General features: G+C 43.5%; 17 protein-coding genes and 1 pseudogene. 13 read left to right on the top strand and 5 right to left on the bottom strand.

Annotated elements, in window-relative coordinates:
- Positions 1–1,399, bottom strand: a 1,399-nt coding sequence (locus tag R7E78_RS22875) for a cadherin-like domain-containing protein (protein ID WP_318058271.1), incomplete at its 3' end; no start/stop codon positions are given.
- 400 nt (positions 1,400–1,799) lie between these two features.
- On the opposite strand from R7E78_RS22875, the gene R7E78_RS22870 reads away from it, so the two are divergent.
- From R7E78_RS22870 to R7E78_RS22845, 6 genes are all read left to right on the top strand, one after another.
- On the top strand, positions 1,800–3,110 hold the full coding sequence (locus tag R7E78_RS22870) for a TolC family outer membrane protein (RefSeq protein ID WP_017635971.1): 1,311 nt from the start codon (positions 1,800–1,802) through the stop codon (positions 3,108–3,110).
- 2 nt (positions 3,111–3,112) lie between these two features.
- Positions 3,113–3,727, top strand: a complete 615-nt coding sequence (locus R7E78_RS22865) for an OmpA family protein (RefSeq protein WP_318058270.1) — start codon at positions 3,113–3,115, stop codon at positions 3,725–3,727.
- Between the two features lie 175 nt (positions 3,728–3,902).
- Positions 3,903–4,256: a DUF2750 domain-containing protein gene (locus R7E78_RS22860; RefSeq protein ID WP_005377352.1), complete on the top strand. Its 354-nt coding sequence runs from the start codon at positions 3,903–3,905 to the stop codon at positions 4,254–4,256.
- Positions 4,257–4,442: 186 nt separating this feature from the next.
- Positions 4,443–6,413: a tetratricopeptide repeat-containing diguanylate cyclase gene (locus tag R7E78_RS22855; RefSeq protein ID WP_318058269.1), complete on the top strand. Its 1,971-nt coding sequence runs from the start codon at positions 4,443–4,445 to the stop codon at positions 6,411–6,413.
- An 87-nt stretch (positions 6,414–6,500) separates the two neighbouring features.
- Complete coding sequence (locus R7E78_RS22850; protein WP_017635969.1) at positions 6,501–7,199, top strand: IclR family transcriptional regulator; 699 nt, start codon at positions 6,501–6,503, stop codon at positions 7,197–7,199.
- A 106-nt stretch (positions 7,200–7,305) separates the two neighbouring features.
- Positions 7,306–7,998: an SDR family oxidoreductase gene (locus tag R7E78_RS22845; RefSeq protein ID WP_033906133.1), complete on the top strand. Its 693-nt coding sequence runs from the start codon at positions 7,306–7,308 to the stop codon at positions 7,996–7,998.
- A 198-nt stretch (positions 7,999–8,196) separates the two neighbouring features.
- Here R7E78_RS22845 and dkgB read toward each other — a convergent pair whose 3' ends face one another.
- The gene (gene dkgB, locus R7E78_RS22840; protein ID WP_318058268.1) at positions 8,197–8,997 is read right to left on the bottom strand and encodes a 2,5-didehydrogluconate reductase DkgB; all 801 of its coding nucleotides are present in this window, start codon (positions 8,995–8,997) and stop codon (positions 8,197–8,199) included.
- A gap of 112 nt (positions 8,998–9,109) precedes the next feature.
- Between dkgB and R7E78_RS22835 the strand changes: the two genes are divergently transcribed.
- On the top strand, positions 9,110–10,015 hold the full coding sequence (locus R7E78_RS22835; protein ID WP_005377343.1) for a LysR family transcriptional regulator: 906 nt from the start codon (positions 9,110–9,112) through the stop codon (positions 10,013–10,015).
- 132 nt (positions 10,016–10,147) lie between these two features.
- Positions 10,148–11,053 (top strand): TIGR03571 family LLM class oxidoreductase, encoded by a 906-nt coding sequence (locus R7E78_RS22830; protein WP_318058267.1) that lies wholly within the window; start codon positions 10,148–10,150, stop codon positions 11,051–11,053.
- Between the two features lie 115 nt (positions 11,054–11,168).
- Here the strand turns inward: R7E78_RS22830 and R7E78_RS22825 are convergent, their stop codons facing one another.
- Positions 11,169–12,053 carry a LysR family transcriptional regulator gene (locus R7E78_RS22825; protein WP_318058266.1) on the bottom strand — a complete coding sequence of 295 codons (885 nt, stop codon included), beginning with the start codon at positions 12,051–12,053 and terminating at the stop codon, positions 11,169–11,171.
- A 159-nt stretch (positions 12,054–12,212) separates the two neighbouring features.
- Here R7E78_RS22825 and R7E78_RS22820 point away from each other — a divergent pair, with 159 nt between their 5' ends.
- From R7E78_RS22820 to R7E78_RS22810, 3 genes are all read left to right on the top strand, one after another.
- Positions 12,213–13,394 carry an MFS transporter gene (locus tag R7E78_RS22820; protein WP_017635963.1) on the top strand — a complete coding sequence of 394 codons (1,182 nt, stop codon included), beginning with the start codon at positions 12,213–12,215 and terminating at the stop codon, positions 13,392–13,394.
- A 143-nt stretch (positions 13,395–13,537) separates the two neighbouring features.
- The gene (locus tag R7E78_RS22815) at positions 13,538–14,059 is read left to right on the top strand and encodes a TetR/AcrR family transcriptional regulator (protein WP_031777252.1); all 522 of its coding nucleotides are present in this window, start codon (positions 13,538–13,540) and stop codon (positions 14,057–14,059) included.
- Positions 14,056–15,105, top strand: a complete 1,050-nt coding sequence (locus R7E78_RS22810) for an alcohol dehydrogenase family protein (RefSeq protein WP_182039736.1) — start codon at positions 14,056–14,058, stop codon at positions 15,103–15,105. The genes R7E78_RS22815 and R7E78_RS22810 overlap by 4 nt, the downstream gene beginning before the upstream one ends.
- Positions 15,106–15,310: 205 nt before the next feature.
- Here the strand turns inward: R7E78_RS22810 and R7E78_RS22805 are convergent, their stop codons facing one another.
- Positions 15,311–16,222, bottom strand: coding sequence for a GlxA family transcriptional regulator (locus R7E78_RS22805; protein WP_115386010.1), 912 nt, complete (start codon positions 16,220–16,222; stop codon positions 15,311–15,313).
- A 114-nt stretch (positions 16,223–16,336) separates the two neighbouring features.
- Here R7E78_RS22805 and R7E78_RS22800 point away from each other — a divergent pair, with 114 nt between their 5' ends.
- Positions 16,337–16,855, top strand: a complete 519-nt coding sequence (locus R7E78_RS22800) for a cysteine hydrolase family protein (protein ID WP_005377333.1) — start codon at positions 16,337–16,339, stop codon at positions 16,853–16,855.
- A 120-nt stretch (positions 16,856–16,975) separates the two neighbouring features.
- Positions 16,976–17,737, top strand: a complete 762-nt coding sequence (locus R7E78_RS22795) for a transporter substrate-binding domain-containing protein (protein ID WP_005388903.1) — start codon at positions 16,976–16,978, stop codon at positions 17,735–17,737.
- 98 nt (positions 17,738–17,835) lie between these two features.
- On the opposite strand, the pseudogene R7E78_RS22790 reads toward R7E78_RS22795, so the two are convergent.
- Positions 17,836–18,123 (bottom strand): annotated as a pseudogene (locus tag R7E78_RS22790) (permease); the annotation flags it as partial.
- Positions 18,124–18,192 lie beyond the last annotated feature (69 nt).

The raw sequence follows: 18,192 nt of genomic DNA, 5'->3' as shown, positions 1-18,192 counted from the left end.
TGTCCACATCGCTGAAGGCCGTATTCAGATCGATGCTGTATGGCGTAAAGTCTTCTGCCAAGGTTTGGTCTGCAATGCTACTTTCAACCTCTGGCGTGTCGTTCACCGCATTCACGGTGACGTTGACCGTCGCTTGGTCAGTCAGCGCACCATCGGTGACGGTGTAAGTGATTTCAGCATCACCATGGAAGTTCTCAGCCGGTGTGAACACCAACTTGCCGTCAACAATTTCAACCTTACCTTGTGCTTCAGGTACAGACGCTGATTGGATAGACAGCGTATCGCCATCAATATCGGTGTCGTTTGGCAGGACATCAATCGTTACTGAGCTATCTTCCTCTGTAATTGTTGTATCATTAGAGGCAATAGGCGCATCGTTAACTGAGTTTACTGTTACCGAAACTTGAGCTTCATCCTCTAACTCACCATCTGAGATGGTGTAGCTAATCGTTGCATTACCGTTGAAATTTTCAGCCGGAGTGAAAACAAGCTTACCATCGATAATCTCAACGATACCTTGCTCTTCTGGTACAGAAGCAGAGGTAATGATTAAATCATCACCTTCAATATCACTGTCGTTAGCGAGCACATCAATTACAACCTGGGAATCCTCGTCAGTTTGAATCGCATCATTAGTTGCTATTGGCGCGTCATTAACAGGCGTAATATCTAAGTTAGCAGTGCCATTAATAACACCGCCATCGTTATCAATAATGTCATAGGAGAATGACACTTCAGTGTCATCGTCAGCCTCTGGAATGTAAGTCCAAGATCCATCGCTGTTATCAATTAAGGTGCCATTCCCACTCTCAATAGTGACGTTTGTAATGACAAGAGTATCGGCATCATCAATATTGACGTTCGATAGTAATTCTTCAGTAGTTATCGTGATTGGATCGCTATCTTCCTCAACAGCGCTTAATGTCACTGGAGAATTAGTAAGTGGCTTACTTGAGCCATCCCCACTTGTCTCGATACCTGTTGTGAAGAAGTCATTTAAGGTCAACGCTTGAGTTTCAGATAAGCCGAGGGATTCTAAGCCAATAGTTTCAAAGTTTGTTGAGGCTAGCACTTCAGTACCATCTCGTACAATCGTGGCACTATTTTGCAAACTGGAGCCACTATTTTCACCCGCTGCAGGTGCGAGTTCTTCATCAATAGCAGAAGGGTCTTGACCTTGCTTAATAGCACTAATAATCTGTGCTACATCGTCTGAAATATCTTTTAAACCTTGCTCTTGAGCAAGCTGAATTTTCAGGTCTTGAGGCGCAGCATCTGTCATTGCCACTATCACTTCACCTGGTAGAGGCTGCTGTCCTTCTGCAAGGACTCTCAGCTGCCCATCCAAACCTATTACGACGACTTGATTACCGAGTGGCACTAATGCTGTACGATCCATATAAACCTTAACCCTAAATAGCTGTCAAGTTTTTGACTAACAATACTAATTTGCTATATATTGCCCGAATATATAGTGCAATAACAGCAATTTGATGCTCAATAAAGTAATTATGTGTCATACATCAATAAGAATCCAGATGCATAAGTGTTTTATTTTATTAAAATCTGGACACACGTTCCTAGCTATTACCTTCATCTTTAATTTGAGATCTTAATTCAAGTTTCAGGCAGATTTAGTAGGTTGATTTATCAAAATTGAAACAAATGAACAGCGAATCAACAGGTTACTTCATCGCATATTAATGTTATTGTGCGCTAAATTATTGACGCCCTTATAAGTATTCCACTTATAAGCCCTATCACCTCGAGAATTTTTACCATTATCTAGGAGAATCACAGTGAAGTGGACTCGTGCCAACGCCTTTTGTATTGGTATGTTCACCGCTAGTCATGCTTTTGGGCAAACGCTAGAGCAAGCGGTTGAAAACACATTAAAAACCAATCCTGACATCAAAAGTGCGTTCAATGAATTCGTTAGCAAGCAGTATGTGAATGAAGCATCTGGTGGTGCTTACCTCCCATCCGTAGACTTAGATGCCGGTATCGGTTACGAAGGAATCAAACCTGCAGAGTCAGGGCGAGATTCAACCGATCTGACAAGAAAAGAAGCCACCGTGACACTAACCCAGCTAATATGGGATGGCTCAGCGACACTTAATGATATGGATCGAACAGCAGCTGATGCTGAATCGGTCCGTTATCAACTTCTAGCTGATGCCCAAGACACCGCTCTAGAGGTCGCGAAAGTTTATTTAGACTCAGTAAAAGCTTATGAAATTCTGACACTTTCCGAGAATAACTTGAAAGTGCATAAGAAGATCTATGAAGACATTAAAAAGCGAGTTAACTCAGGTATCGGTTCTACAGCAGACCTAACCCAGGTAGAGGCTCGTTTAGCAAAGGCTCATGGTAACTTGGTGGCAGCTCAGAACAACTTATATGACAGCCACACCACCTTTACACGCCTTGTCGGACAGTCACCACAAGGATTGATTTTCCCAAGAGCGGACCAAAACTTTATTCCCTACACCATCGATGAAGCGATTGACTTGGCATTCGAGTCACATCCAGTCATCAAAATTTCGGTAGCTGATGTGGACTCTGCAAAGTTCCAATACAAGCAATCTAAGGGAACTTACTACCCAACGATATCGGTAGAAGCGGCTCAAACATGGCGTGATGATGCAAGCGGTATCGAAGGAAGCAGCGAAGAGACAACAGCAATGTTACGTATGCGTTACAACCTCTTTAACGGTGGTAGTGACGTAGCCAACGCTGAAAGCTTTGCCTACCAACTAAATAAAGCAAAAGACCTAAGAGAACGTGCATACCGCCAAGTAGAAGAAGGTCTTCGTCTATCTTGGAGTGCGTTAGATTTAACACTTCAACAAAAAGAGTTCCTAGCGGATCACGTAGATTCGGCCTCTGAAACTGTCATCGCCTACGAAAAGCAGTATCGCATTGGAAAACGCACTCTGCTGGACTTGTTAAATACTGAAAACGAACTTTTCGAAGCGAGAAAGAACTACTTGGATGCTCGATACTCAGAGCAGTACGCCAAGTACCGCGTTATGAACGCGACTGGCCAATTGTTAAATGCCTTGCGTGTCGATGTACCTACAGAATGGAATGAAAAGGTGGAGTACTGATCATGAAACCAGTGAAGATTCTATTTGCATTGGGTATGCTCGCCACCACTCAACACGTTGTTGCTGAAGACGAATATGAGTATCGTCCTGTACCAAATGCAGAACAAATAGCAGATTTGCAAGATGACGATAACGATGGTGTCATCAATGCTCGAGATATGTGCCCAGGTACACCTGAAGGCTCAGAGGTCGACAACGACGGTTGTGGAGAATACATTAAAGCATCAGATAACATGCAAGTGCGGATACTTTTTGCTAACGACTCTGATGAGATCAATCCAGTCTTCAGAAGACAAGTCCGAGAGCTTTCCGACTTTTTAAAAGAGTACCCTACTACTTCGATAGAGCTGCACGGCTATGCTAGTAAAGTTGGTGGTTCAAAGCATAACCAAGATCTTTCTGAAAGACGAGCACGCAATGTCCGTGAAGCCCTACTAAGCTACGACATCGAACCGAGTAGAGTCCGCATTGTTGGTTTTGGTGACACTCACTTAGCACAGCAAGGGACCGATGAAGTCAGCCATGCTTTAAATCGTCGAGTAACCGCATCAGTCGTTGGTTACAAAGGCGAGATAAAAAGAGAGTGGACAATATTCACAACTCTTCCAGAAAGGTAAAGTACCTGTTTTTGTTTGCTCTGCAAGCACAAAGCAAACAAAAACGAGTGAATACTTAACCTCAGAAAAGGAGCTTCGGCTCCTTTATTTTTACTCATTTCGACAACCGTATTATGCTTTAGGAATCGGCACTTTAGTGTTACTCTAGCCACGTCATAACAACGAGAGTTTTGAAATGAGCAAACTTACATCAGATATCCAAGCGAACCTTGACCTTTTTGTTGCAGAAACGAAAGAAAACCAATTGGTTTGGGGTTTACGCAATGAAGAAGGTTGGCTATCTTGCGATTCAACTGAATTCGAAAACAGCGAAGTCATGCCTTTCTGGTCTTCTAAAGAAGATGCAGAAGCACATAATGTTGAAGAATGGGCAGATTTTACTGTACTAGAAATCCCATTAGATATCTTTGTTGAAGATTGGCTTTTGACTCTTGCTGAAGATGGGGTTCTTGTTGGAACTAACTGGAACGATCAGTTAGAAGGCAAAGAAATGGAGCCTCAAGATCTAGCAAAGCTTTACATTGATTAAAGATTTCTGACCTCAACTTTATGTTGAGGTCTTTCTTTTTATGCCTCTTCTTTCAATATCTCGACCAAGTGCATAGTTTCACTACTCTTTTTCTTAGTACACCCAACTTAATCACAACGCTGATGCGTTAAAAGCGCTATGATAACTCAACTTTAAAGGCACCTTAAATTAAAGGCTCGTTTAAACATGCGCGTGCTCTATCCCTTGCTTGCGTCACTTTTGCTCACTCCAGTATATGCAAGCGACACTCAAGATATTGAACCAAACCAAAATATCACACAGTGGCACTCTGTCTACCAAACCACACTACGAAGCAACCCTGAGTCGGCATTGAGCATGCTTCAAGATCGCTACCATACAGCGAAATCGGACAGCGAAAAGCTCTACGTAAGTGGATTGATTTATGAATATATGTCAAACATAAATCAGCCTTACTACGGCAGCAGTCAAGTCTTAGACAACCATTTTTCTCAATTAGAATCAGAATATATTCTTGCCTTAAAGGAACGTAAGCATGGTAGTTACGAGGCCTCAGTAGATAGCTTTTCTTCTTTGCGACAGACAATGAAGAAAATATCCGATTCCGAAGGCAAGGCTCTGATGAACTATCAACTTTGTTATACGCTGAATCAACAAGGTCGTTATCACAAAGCAAACTTTTATTGCTCATCCTTAGAGAGCCACTTAAATCATAAGCATCAAGAAAACTTCCCTGTTGATCTCGCTTTGCGCGTGGTAGCAAATAACTACAATTACCGCGGTGACTATGAAAAAGCCTTAAGTTTGTATCGACAGTTGATGGCCAACATGTCGACGCAAAGCGATCCTTCAGGGATTTACAATGACGTCGGCAATTTACTTGCAGAGCTGGGGCAATTTGAACAATCAGAGCAATATCTCATTCAAGCCTTACTGGTTCGCCAAGATGAAGGGACACCTCTTGAAGTTGCGCAAGTCGAACATAGTCTAGGAGCGATGTACAGAAAATCCAAAGAACTCGATAAGTCCATCAGCCACTACAAAAATGCATTAACGATTCTCGAACAACTTCATTATCCATACGGGCAAGGGTTGACCTATTTAGGGTTATCTGCTGCTTTGGCCGATTCTGGGCAATTGGATACCGCGGTAGATTACATTGGAAGAGCATTAAACATTGCCCAAACTTATGAGAATACGCACCTTGAAACAGAGGGTCATTTGGCTGCTGGATTGGCATATTTAAAGAACCATACACCCGAAAAATCGATTGAACACGGTACAATTGCGTTAAGATTAGCGGTAAAAAACGCTAGGCCCTTATTGCAAGCGCAAGCCCAATTACTCCTCTCAAAAGCATACCAAGCTCAAAATGATTACAAAAAGGCACTGGAGCATCACAAGGCCTACTCGACGATTGAACTAACGAACCGAGACGCGAGTAATATCAAGGCGTTAGAGGCACTAGAACTCTCTAAAAAAGAGTATGAATATGATCTACAAGTCGCGCAGTTGAACAACGAAACTCTTCTAAGTCAGTACCAGTTTGAAAAACTCACAGACCAACAACGCACTTATAATTTTGTTGTTTTCTGTTTATTGATTCTCCTCGCTCTGGCATTGATGGTTCAGCGACAAACACGCTTAAAAGCCAAAATAGACAGCTTAACGTGTGCATTAAACAGAGCGGCAATTATAGAGACGATTAAAAGCCAAACCTCCAAAGCGGAAGGAGACTTCCGCTACGTTCTAGCATTAATCGATCTAGATGACTTTAAGGCGATTAATGATCAGTACGGTCATCCGACTGGCGACTTAGTACTACAACAGGTATGCAAAGCGCTTAAAGCTAAACTTAATAAGGGAGATTACTTGGGTCGTTTAGGTGGAGAAGAGTTTATCTTGCTATTGAAAAACGTCGATGAGATTGACGTTCCCTTTAGAATACAAAGTCTGCATAAAACAATTTCAGAAAAGAGTGTACATTCGCTTAATGACCATCAATTGAATATATCTGCGAGTCTGGCCTATCTATCAACCTCAATGCCACTCACCAACTTTGATGAGCTCTATTCGATATTAGACCAAGCGTTATACAATGCTAAGAAGCAAGGAAAAAACTCCCTTGTGGACGCATACAACGAGCCGATCAGTTTAAGTGCTGAGTATATTCTCTAATAAAACCAAACCACCAGCGTAGTGGTTTGTTATAGGTGGAAGCATCAGTAAGCCATTCAGATGCAACACCATCATCAAGGAGTCTTTGTGCCCAAGGCAAGAAAAAACATTCAGTCTCTAGAGCGAGGTTTTCTAATCCTCGAGTTGCTCTCGATGAGTGAGTCTCCCCTATCATTACAGACGATCAGTAATGCGATCCAGTTAAATAAGACGACTGTTCACGGGTTACTTGCGACTCTACACTCTCTTGGATATGTATCCAAACACAACCATAGCTACAGCCTAGGGTTTAGATGCTATGAACTGTCTAAGCCGATTGAACAAAAAAACGAAGCTATCCGACAACATTTTGTTCCATTGCTGAAAAAAATGGCCCAAATGACTAACAACACTGCTTACCTCGCTGTACAAAGTGGCGCTAAAGAGTACTTGTATATCGATGCTATAGAGCAGGATAACCCTCTTACTATCCGTAGCCCGAGAGGGAAACGAGAAGGACTCACAACATCTGCGATCGGCAAGGTTTTTCTTAGTTTTGATGATGAGCTTCGCCGAACATTGCGCCTTGAAAGCCAAATATCCCCCACGTTAGAAACTGAACTTAATCAGGTTGTATTATCAGGTTACGCACTCGATTTAGAAGAGGCAGAGCCAAACCTCAATTGCTTAGCGATCCCCCTTTACTTGGATGGTAAGGTCGTTGCTGTTGCAGGTGTCAGCGGTGCTGCCTCCGAACTGACGGTCACTAGGCTAAAACACTTTGCCAGCATCTTTCTCAAACTTTAAGATTTGACAATGTCGAATTCTAGGCCATTTTTATACTGTTTTGATTACATGCTTATACGTCGCCTCTAATATGGTCGTTGTTCAACTCAACAACGTAGGAGAAGCGATGTCTACTGTATTAATCACTGGCGCTAACCGTGGCTTAGGCTTGCAATTTGTCCGCCACTACCTTGGAAAAGGTTGGCAAGTTATCGCAACTTGTCGTTCACCAGAAAATGCTAAGCAGCTCAATGAACTAGTAACCCAATCTAATCAACTTCAACTGATGGCTCTAGACGTCACTAACCAACAAGATATCGATCAGTTAGCCACTCGATTAGCGGATCGTCCGCTCGATCATTTAATTCTGAATGCAGGTGTATTAGGCGAAGAGTGTGCAACGCTTGGCGAAATGACCCAGAAAAAATGGCTAGAAGTACTAAACATAAATACCGTCGCACCTGCCCTGCTAATTCAAGCACTACAAGACAACGTTGCGAAAAGTCAGCACAAAACCATCGTGGGAATCTCAACCCGAGTTGCGAGTTTAAGCGATAACAGTTCAGGTAACATGTACAGTTATCGAGCATCTAAAGCAGCGCTTAATCAGGTTCTAGTATCAGCAGCACGCAATCTCGAATCGCGAGGAGTAAAAACTGTCGCAGTTCATCCCGGCTGGGTAAAAACCGATATGGGCGGTGAGGACGCAACCTTTTCTGCCGAGGAAAGTGTTGCTGGTATTGTTTCGGTCGCAGAACAGCTAACACTTGAGCAATCCGGAAGCTTCCGCGTATTTGATGGCTCTACAATCGAATGGTAACTGTTCTCTAAATGACGTCTCCCGGCCAAATTGAAGGCCGGGAGAATACAGTAAACTAATAGGCCAAAAAGATAAAAGCTCGCACTATCGTCAGACAAGCGAGCCGTTATCGTCTATGGTGTTGTACTACCGTCAAACGCTGAGGAAGTCAGCGATTGCAGAGGTGTCATTTAGACAATGATTTCCCGTGAAACTCACTCAATCATCCCACTCAGGCGCTAGCCCTTCAGGGTTTACTTCGCGGCCATTTCTTTCCAACGCATCTATCTTTGCAATCGTCTCTTCACCCAGATTAAGTTCAAGTGCTTTCAGGTTACTTGCCAAATTCTCTCGTTTAGTTGAAGACGGGATCACCGCGTAACCTTTTGACAAAGCCCAAGCAAGCGCGACTTGAGCTGGCGTGGCCTGATAGTCCTCAGCAATACCTGCAATAGTTGGGTCCCCAAGTACTTTCCCATATGCCAAGGTCATGTAAGACGTTACCTGAATATCGTTTTCCTGCATGAAGCTGACCAACTTACGATTTTGCAAATAAGGGCTAAGCTCGATTTGGTTAGTAACAATATTCTCTTTACCGACCACTTCTATCGCTTGTTGCAACAAGTCAATATTAAAGTTGGATACGCCAATATTACGGGTTAACCCTTGCGATTTAGCTTCAAGTAATGAAGCCATGTATTCGTTCAAGTTATTGTTATTGCCAGGCCAGTGGATCAAGGTCAAATCCACATAATCTGTATTTAGCTTTTCTAAGCTCTCTTTTAGACTTGGAATGAGTTGTTCCGTGTTCATGTTATCAACCCAGATCTTGGTCGTAATGAATAGCTTATCACGTGCAATACCGGACTGTGTCAATACTTCACCGATTTCTGCCTCATTACCGTAAATCTGTGCAGTATCAATTACGCGGTAACCCACTTCTAACGCATTACGGACTGAATCCTTAACTACTTCACCCTCTAAACGAAACGTGCCGACGCCAAATGATGGTACTTTCATCTAAATCTCCTGAATTATCGATTTTATAGTTGATTCGAAGCAAAACTTTACGCCGCAAGAAACTTTCCGTAAAGTTAACAATACTCAAATCTAATTTGAAATATATTCAACAATGAAAGCTACTCTAGATGAAATGCGCACCTTTATGGCCGTGGTCGATACGGGTTCAATCAGCTCTGCGGCTGAACTGTTATCGATGACCGTCTCGGCGGTGAGTCGATCGGTATCTCGGCTAGAAGCCAAACTCGAAACGACCTTGTTAAATCGCACAACCCGTAAGTTAGATGTTACTAATGAAGGAACGATATACCTCGATAAAGTCAGACATATTGTAGAAGCAGTAGAGAATGCCGAAGCACAACTGAAAAGCCAGAAATATAAGCCTTCTGGCCTCCTACGAATAAACGCAGCTACCCCCTTCTTACTGCACGTACTAACGCCGCACATTGCTAAATATCAGAGCTTGTATCCAGAAGTCGAAATCGATCTCAATTCCAATGAGGAAAATATTAGCCTTTTGGGAACAAAAACCGATATTGCTTTTCGTATCGGTGAGCTACAAAACTCAACCATGCGCGCGATATTTCTTGGTAAAAGTCGGATTCGAATCGTCGCGAGTCCAGAGTATTTAAGACAACATGGTACTCCAACCTCAATAGATCAGTTACTCAATCACAAGCTACTTGGATTCAACAAGCCGGAGTATCTTAAGGAATGGCCGATCATGGATGATAAGAACAAACTTCTGCGTATTATGAGTAGCCTAAGATCTGATAATGGCGAGACGCTAAGATGTTTAGCCTTACATGGTGCGGGGATAGCTTGCCTGTCTGACTTTATGACCTACTCTGACCGACAAGCTGGTCGCTTAGTGGGCGTGCTTAGTGAACACACGCATAATGTCGAACAGCCAGTTCATGCGGTGTATTACAAAAATGCCAGTACCTCACGCCGGATCAGCTCTTTTATTGACTTCATCAAGCAAGAAATCAAGGTAGAGAACCACCAGTTCCTTTAAAGACCACCGCTGTTTGTGGCAAAACACTTTTGTCTTTTTGCCGCTTTTTCTCACAACAAAAATCTCATAGTGTCCTGAATATCAGGGAGGCACCTTGCCTCCTAGTACTCACAGTAATAGTCAGGCTTCATAATGCATAAAGATTTAAGTAACAGATTCACCATCGGGGTTGAGCTCCCCCTAGATAATGACTGGACCCAAGAAGGCCAGAAAAAACGGCTGCTCCAACGAAAACCGTTCGGCGTACCAGACATGAGTGCACATAAACAGCGTATTATGTTAGCCGATAAGTTAGGCTTTAACGTAGCGTGGGTGAGAGATGTCCCGTTGTACGACCCTAACTTTGGAGACGCGGCACAAATTTATGAACCGTTCAGTTATCTTGGCTATCTCTCTGCGTGCACCGACAACATTCTACTAGGGACAGCAGCGATAGTATTACCGTTAAGACAACCTTGGCTAGTGAAAAAAGCCGCTGCGACCATCAACGAGTTAAGTGGTGACCGCCTGATACTCGGTGTGGCTAGTGGAGACCGTCCTAGTGAATATCCCGTTTTTAACGCTAACTTTGACAGCCGTGGCTCGGCTTTTCGAGAAAGTGTAGAGATTTTGAAAGATACGCAAAATGATAAGCTGGGTAACGATCTACAGTTATTACCCGAGTTTGCTGATATTCCTATCTATGTCGCAGGGTTAGCGCAGCAAAGTCCACAATGGATAGGAGAAAACCTAGACGGCTGGCTCGCCTACCCAGGCACACCTGATGATCATGAACACCGCGTTGTACTTTGGCGCTCCGTAGCGGGAAACAAACCCTACGCCAGCTTTATTCATCTTGATTTAGTCGATAACCCAAATGCACCAGTCGTTCGGCATCACTTTGGTATCCGGGCCGGAGTCAATGGCTTGAGCGATGAGCTAGAAAAAATGCAAGAAGCAGGAGTCAATCACATCGGGTTGCATTTCCGTCTTAATAGCCAACCAATTGAGAAATCAATGGAACAGATCGCTCAGTACGTGTTGCCACGCTTTAACTAAGATCAAATAAAAATATGTGCCACCTTACTAAGGGGTGGCACGCTAGGCTTGGCACTTGGAAAAACAAAAGCTGCAATAACGACAAAAATCTTTTGTTAAAACAACAATAATAGAGTTATTTTAAAGTAAGTCTTGGTTGAATAAAGTCGATGAACGCGGAAATACGTTTAGAGACTGAAGAAGATTTGTAGAAGACAGCATTGACCTGTTCTCGTCCAGTATTTGTGATTTTTTCCGATTCAAACAATGCCACTAACCGTCCAGAATCAAGATCATCTTTCATCATAAAGCCAGATAAACATGCAATGCCGTTCCCTGCCAGCACTAACTGTCTAACCGTTTCACCACTGCTGGATAGGATATCAGGCTCTATCATCTCAAACCCTCGTAATGGCCACTGATTTAACACTTTAGCGCCAGAAAAACCGATCAAGTTATGACTGCGCAAATCGCTCACCGCTTCAGGGAAACCTCGTTTAGATAAATAACCAGGCGTGGCAACGATAAATAGTGGGCTTGTTCCTAAAGGTTTAGCATGCAGTGTTGAATCCGATAATCGTCCAATACGTATTGCCACATCGGTTCTTTTTTCCAATAGATCCACAAAACCCTCATTAGAGGTAAGATCGAGTTGAATATCAGGATAAGCCTCTTTAAATGGCTGAATTAACGGCACGAGTTGATGTAAAACAAATGGGCTAGCGGCATCAACTCTTAAGCGCCCCTTGGGTAATTCACCTCGTGTGATGATCTCTTCTTCAGCTTGCTGTATTTGTAGTAAACCTAAGCGAACCGCTTCAACAAACTGATGCCCTTCCTCAGTAACTTCCACTCTGCGTGTCGTGCGATTCAGCAAGGTTACCCCCAACTGTGATTCAACTTTACTAACCGCACGAGATACCCTAGCGACTTGAATACCTAGTGCATCAGCAGCGGAAGAAAATCCACCACTATCCACAACTGCCATAAGAATCTCTAATTCATCTGATCGGGTTAACATTTCATCCCCTTTCTTAATTGCGCATTTCCATCATTTATAGCAAAAGTATTTTGTAATAAACACCATTTTTCGCAACGAATAACTCTTTAATAATACACGGCATGGAAACGGGCTATTCGTTTATCCATTCATATTCAATGATTATAAGAGAGAGTTGTTATGCCTTTAGCTTTACTTGCATTGACGCTTAGCGCCTTTGCTATTGGAACCACGGAGTTTGTAATTGTCGGTCTGATACCGACTATGGCCTCCGACCTCAACGTATCATTACCTTCAGCGGGTCTTTTAGTTAGCCTGTACGCACTTGGTGTCGCGGTTGGTGCTCCCGTTTTAACAGCGCTGACTGGTAACTGGAAAAGAAAGTACGTTCTGCTTTCTGTTATGGCACTGTTTGTTCTTGGCAATCTGTTAGCCTGGCAAGCACCTGGATACAACACTCTAGTCACAGCAAGGATACTGACCGGGCTTGCACACGGTGTGTTCTTTTCGATCGGCTCGACTATCGCCACTGGCCTAGTGTCAAAAGAAAAAGCCGCTAGCGCAATTGCTATTATGTTTACCGGTCTGACCGTAGCTCTAGTGACGGGCGTGCCACTTGGCACCTGGATTGGCCAGACATTTGGTTGGCAGGCAACCTTCCTAATCGTCGCGATCCTTGGAATCATCGCACTGATAGGAAGCGCTCTGCTAGTGCCGAGTAATCTGAAACAACCACCAGCAACCAAGCTGTCATCGCAAGTAAAAGTCTTGACTCAACCTCGTCTACTTTTGGTGTACGCAATCACCGCGCTCGGTTACGGTGGTACGTTCACAGCCTTCACTTACTTGGCTCCTATTTTGGAAGAAGTTTCGGGGTTTGGCTCTAGCGCTATCAGCCTAATTATGTTGGTTTATGGTGTATCAGTCGCATTCGGCAACATCTGGGGCGGAAAGATGGCCGACTCTATGGGGCCAATCAAAGCTCTGACAGCGATTTTCTCGGGCCTAATTGTGGTATTGCTCGTGTTTAGTGTCACAGCATTTAATCCAATTTCTGCAGTAGTGACCATTCTTGTCTGGGGTGCCTTTGCCTTTGGTAACGTTCCAGGACTTCAAGTTTATGTTGTCAAACTAGCAGAGAAATATTCACCTGATGCAGTCGACGTCGCTTCTGGTCTCAACATTGCTGCATTTAACGTAGGTATTGCACTGGGTTCTTGGGGCGGTGGCCTTATCGTGGCCAATGCTGGGCTGATGCACACACCTTGGATTGGCGCGATCGTAGTATTAGGTGCTCTACTACTAACCCGTTTCAGCGGAATGCTAGACAAGCGTGGAGAACAGCACGCAACGGCACACTGATTCACGTTCCGAATCTATAAAAATCACTTAAATTAGCCCGGCATTACGTCGGGCTTTCAATACAGAGTTTAAATACACCATTGACTGAGGTAGAAAGTTTATTCTACCCTTAGGTAAAACAAACGTTCTACCTGGTGTATCAAATAGTGAAAGAAAAAATCGCAGCAAGCCTAGAAAAAGCATTCAGTCAGTATGGCTTCGCCGAGCCTAGCGTACCCCAACTCAAAAACGCCTGCGAAGTCAGCCTGAGAACCCTGTACAAATACTACCCCTCCAAGGAAGCGATGATTGTTGCAGCTCTCGAGCATCGCCATCAAAGGTATTTGAGTTTTTTGCTCGAAGACGCCCCTGCAAATGGAACACCGGCTGTATTACACCTATTCACTCGCCTCGAGGATTGGATGAAGGAGTTTGCACCGAATGGCTGCATGTCCATCAATGCATTAGCAGCCTATCCAGAAAATCTATCTATTAATCAAGCAGTAAAACAACACAAATTGGCGGTTCGTCAGCTTATGGTCCAACTAAGTCAGCGAGAAGACCTCGCAACCACACTCTTCTTGTTACATGAAGGTCTATCCAACGCATGGCCGGTTCTCGGTCACGCTGCCTTTGCATCCGCTGAACACACTCTGCTAGAACTAATGAAGGAGAACAATCAATGACCACAATCCCGAAAGTCATGAAAGGCGTCCAACTTATCGGTCATGGTGGGCCAGATATGCTTCGTTACCGCGATGATATACCTGTGCCAGTCCCCTCGCCTGATGATGTATTGATCCAAGTTGCCGCCGCCGGAGTCAATAACACCGACATCAATACCCGAACAGCATGGTATTCTAAAAATGACGCCAATAGCATGGATGCAAGTTGGTCAGGAGACGCGCTATCTCTCCCTCGAATCCAAGGTGCCGATGTATGCGGTACCATCGTCGCTGTTGGTGAGAATATCTGCCCATCACGAATCGGTCAGCGTGTGCTCATCGAACCATGTATTACGCGCTTCAACAGTCAAGCACTTAGCTCGCCTTGGTACTTCGGTTCAGAATGTGATGGTGGCTTTGCTCAGTTCACTGTTGTTGACAGTAAACATGCATATGCTGTGAATAGTAGTTTATCGGATATCGATTTGGCCTCCTTCCCTTGTTCTTATTCAACTGCCGAGAACATGCTTGTCCGCTCTAATGTCACAGCGAGCGATACCGTACTGATTTCAGGGGCATCCGGCGGTGTTGGCTCTGCCGCAATCCAACTGGCGAAGGCGCGTGGAGCATACGTCATTGCTATCGCCAGCCCAGAAAAGAAAGAACAGATCACGGCATTAGGAGCAAACCAAGTTATCCCTCGCGATGCAAATTTAACAGCGACTCTCGGAGAAAACAGCGTTGACGTAGTGATTGATTTGGTCGCAGGAGAGCAGTGGCCACAATTTCTTCAGGTACTAAAGCCAGGATCAAGATACGCTGTTTCCGGCGCCATAGGCGGCCCAATTGTCGAGCTGGATGTAAGAACTCTTTACCTTAAAGACCTAGCGTTATTTGGTTGTACCGTTTTGGCACCAGAAGTATTCGGTAACTTGGTTCGCTATATCGAACAGAACGCAATTCGTCCCTTAGTCGCGGAGTCATTTCCCTTGAACCAGATAGGTCAAGCGCAAGAAGTATTTTCACGCAAGCAACATATTGGGAAACTGGTTTTGGAAATCACATAGCTTTTGTGATTAACAACGACCTATACAAGTCATTGTAATTTGAGAACCCTTTAAGCATTCTACAAAATGTTCAGTAATTAGGAGTGCGCTACGGTTGGCTTAGCTTGTTATCCCTTTTCATCACGCTAAGCCAGCTTGTAAAAATATGCGGTGTTTGCTTCTGAGTTATAAATGTTTAATACCAACATTATCTTACTTCTGGCGTTCATGAACAGAACCGAGATCTGAACGACTTCGGTGTTAAACCTACGATTCTATTAAATATTTTCCTGAACGCGCTCACATCTTGGTAACCCACTCTAAATGATATTGCGTCAAATGTTAGGGTTGTCGACTCAAGTAAATCACAAGCTTTTTGTACTCTTAAGCTTTGTATGTATTGGTTAACATTGAAACCTGTCGCCTTTTTAAAGCGTCGCTGCAATGTCCTTTCTGTTAAACAACTCAACTCTGCAAGCTCTTTATTGCTCAGTTTTCCTTGATAATGATCGTTTATATAGTGCTGTATTTGAACAATTACCTCATCACCATGTTGGAAGTTTGGAGTAAACTGTTGATAAAAGCGTTGCTCTCTCGGACCAGTATCAATAACCAACATTTTTCCTAACAGGCGCATTACTTCCGGTGACGCAAATAAGGAAACCAACTCCAAACCTAAATCCACCCATGACATCATACCCCCAGCCGTAATGATCGTTCCTTCGTTAATAAGGATGGCTTCTTGTCTTACGTGGATATCGGGAAACTGACTCGCTAATGAAGGAGCCAAGCCCCAGTGTGTCGTACAAGACTTATTGGTCAACAACTGGGTTTGAGCAAGAATAAAAGTACCAGCGCAGGCGGAGGCTAAAATCGCACCTTTACTATATTGGACATTTAACCAGTCGAGTAGCTCTGGCTCTGGTTCTAAGTAATATTGACCAGTGCCGCTAGGCGGAATCATTACCGCTGTTTTCACATCGAAGTGCGTGTTTGACCAGTGATCCAATATCTCTACTTCAAAGTGCACATCAACGCCCAATTTAGCCGCCGCACGGTTTGCCATCTCGAAGAGTTCGCTTAAACCATATACGGAGGCTTGCGAGCTATCTGGGTAATTAACGAGTGCTATTTTCATTTATCTTCAAGTGTCGCTTTTTGACTCTTTTGTGTCATTTTAGACTCTAAAGAAGGTAGCTAAAAGTCTTTATATTATTCGTACCGCAATGATCCTCAATAAAAGGAAAAGAAAATGACTCAAAAAGCCCTACTTGTAATTGATTTGCAAAACGACTATTTCCCAGAAGGAAAGTTTCCTTTATGGAATACAGAATCGACTTTAGACAATGTTAAGAGAGCAATAACTAAAGCCAATGAGCAAAACATTCCTGTGATTCATATTCAGCATATTGCCGACCCTGCCATGGGTATTGCCCCATTCTTCAATGAAGGCAGCGACGGTGCCAATATTCACCCAGAAGTTCTTGCTTTAGCGCCGAATTCCGAAATCGTGGTAAAGCACTTCGCAGATAGCTTTGAAGGAACACGTTTAGAAGAAGTATTGGCAAGCAAAAATGTAACGGAGTTACTTGTATGCGGAATGATGACACAAAACTGCGTGACACATACTGCTATCTCAAAATCTGCGGACAAGTATGATGTTTCGATCTTAATGGATAGCTGTACCACGGTCGATGAAATGATTCACAACATTGCACTTCACGCTGTCTCAACGAGAGTTCCCCTCGTAACTATTGAAGATAAGCTGTAATACACGTAAAACCTTTCGCTCACACAATGCGGGCGAAAGGTCACACATATATGCACTTTCATTGATATTTGCTTACTTTGTGTTAAACATTGGTTTCCAAATAGTTACAAGGAAACGTTTATGAAATGGATAGTCGTATTGTTTATTAGCTTATTTTCAGTTTTCAGCCATGCGAAAGAGTGGAAACAAATTCGCTTCACTGTTGAAGGGGCTTACCCCCCATTTAGCTGGACGACAAAAGAGGGAAAGCTAGAAGGGTTTGAAGTCGACCTCGCTAACGCGTTATGCAAAGAGTTAGAAGTAAAGTGCGTTATCTCAAAAATGGATTGGGATGGCATCATCCCTTCTCTCCTTAGTCGCAAGAACGATGCGATTATTGCTGCAATGACAATCACAGAAGAACGAGAAAAGAAAGTCGATTTCACCGTCCCTTATGCAAAAGTACCGACTCGTTTTGTAATGAAAAATGATAGAGAAATCAACATGGATGACGGCAGCCTAAATCGTTTATCTATTGGAGTTCAAAGAGCCACAATTGGTGATAAGTACCTTTCGGCCTTGTATCCAGATATTGATATTCGTCGTTATGGTACGTTCGATGAGGCATTTACTGATCTACTCAATGGACGGTTAGATGCTGTATTTGGCGGCTCAATCGGTTTAAGTGCTGGTTTTCTTGAAACTGCACAAGGTGAAGGCTATCACTTTACTGGACCAGCGTTTACAGAGGAAAAGTGGTTCGGCCGTGGCATTGGCGTAGCAGTGAGAAAACAAGACAAAGAATTAAAAGCATTACTCGATAGCGGAATACAAAAATTGATCCAGAGCGGTAAGCATAAAACCATCGCCAGCAAGTATTTCTCCTATAGTATTTACGAGTAACCTCTTTATCTTTTTATAGCCTGCGCGGTATAGGAAACTTCCCTTTCCCTATATGGCGACAAAAACAGAGCCCTCGAGCAATCGCCCGAGGGTTATTTTTATAAAAAAGCCCAGGTATATAAGTAACCCGCTCCCATGGCCATCGTTAAGATAACGATTAGGAAGGCAGCAATCATCTGGTTCTTAAAAATTGATTTCAACAAAATTACTTCTGTAAGACTTGCGCCAGCACTACCAATAATAAGCGCCATAACAGATCCAAGAGCCATACCTTTTTGTACTAGTGCCGCGCTAAGTGGAATGACCGCCTCTGCACGGATGTACAATGGAATACCAATGATTGCTGCGACCGGAATCGCGTACCACTTCGCTTCACCAGGGCTTTGTTGCGTAATTCGATGGAACTAAATCAAGAAGCTACGATCTGAGCGGTTACGCCCATCAATCGTCGTAGC

The organism is Vibrio sp. YT-19(2023), from assembly GCF_033337395.1.
Note: the sequence above shows the minus strand (reverse complement) of the source record. Positions and strands in the feature narration are given on the sequence as shown.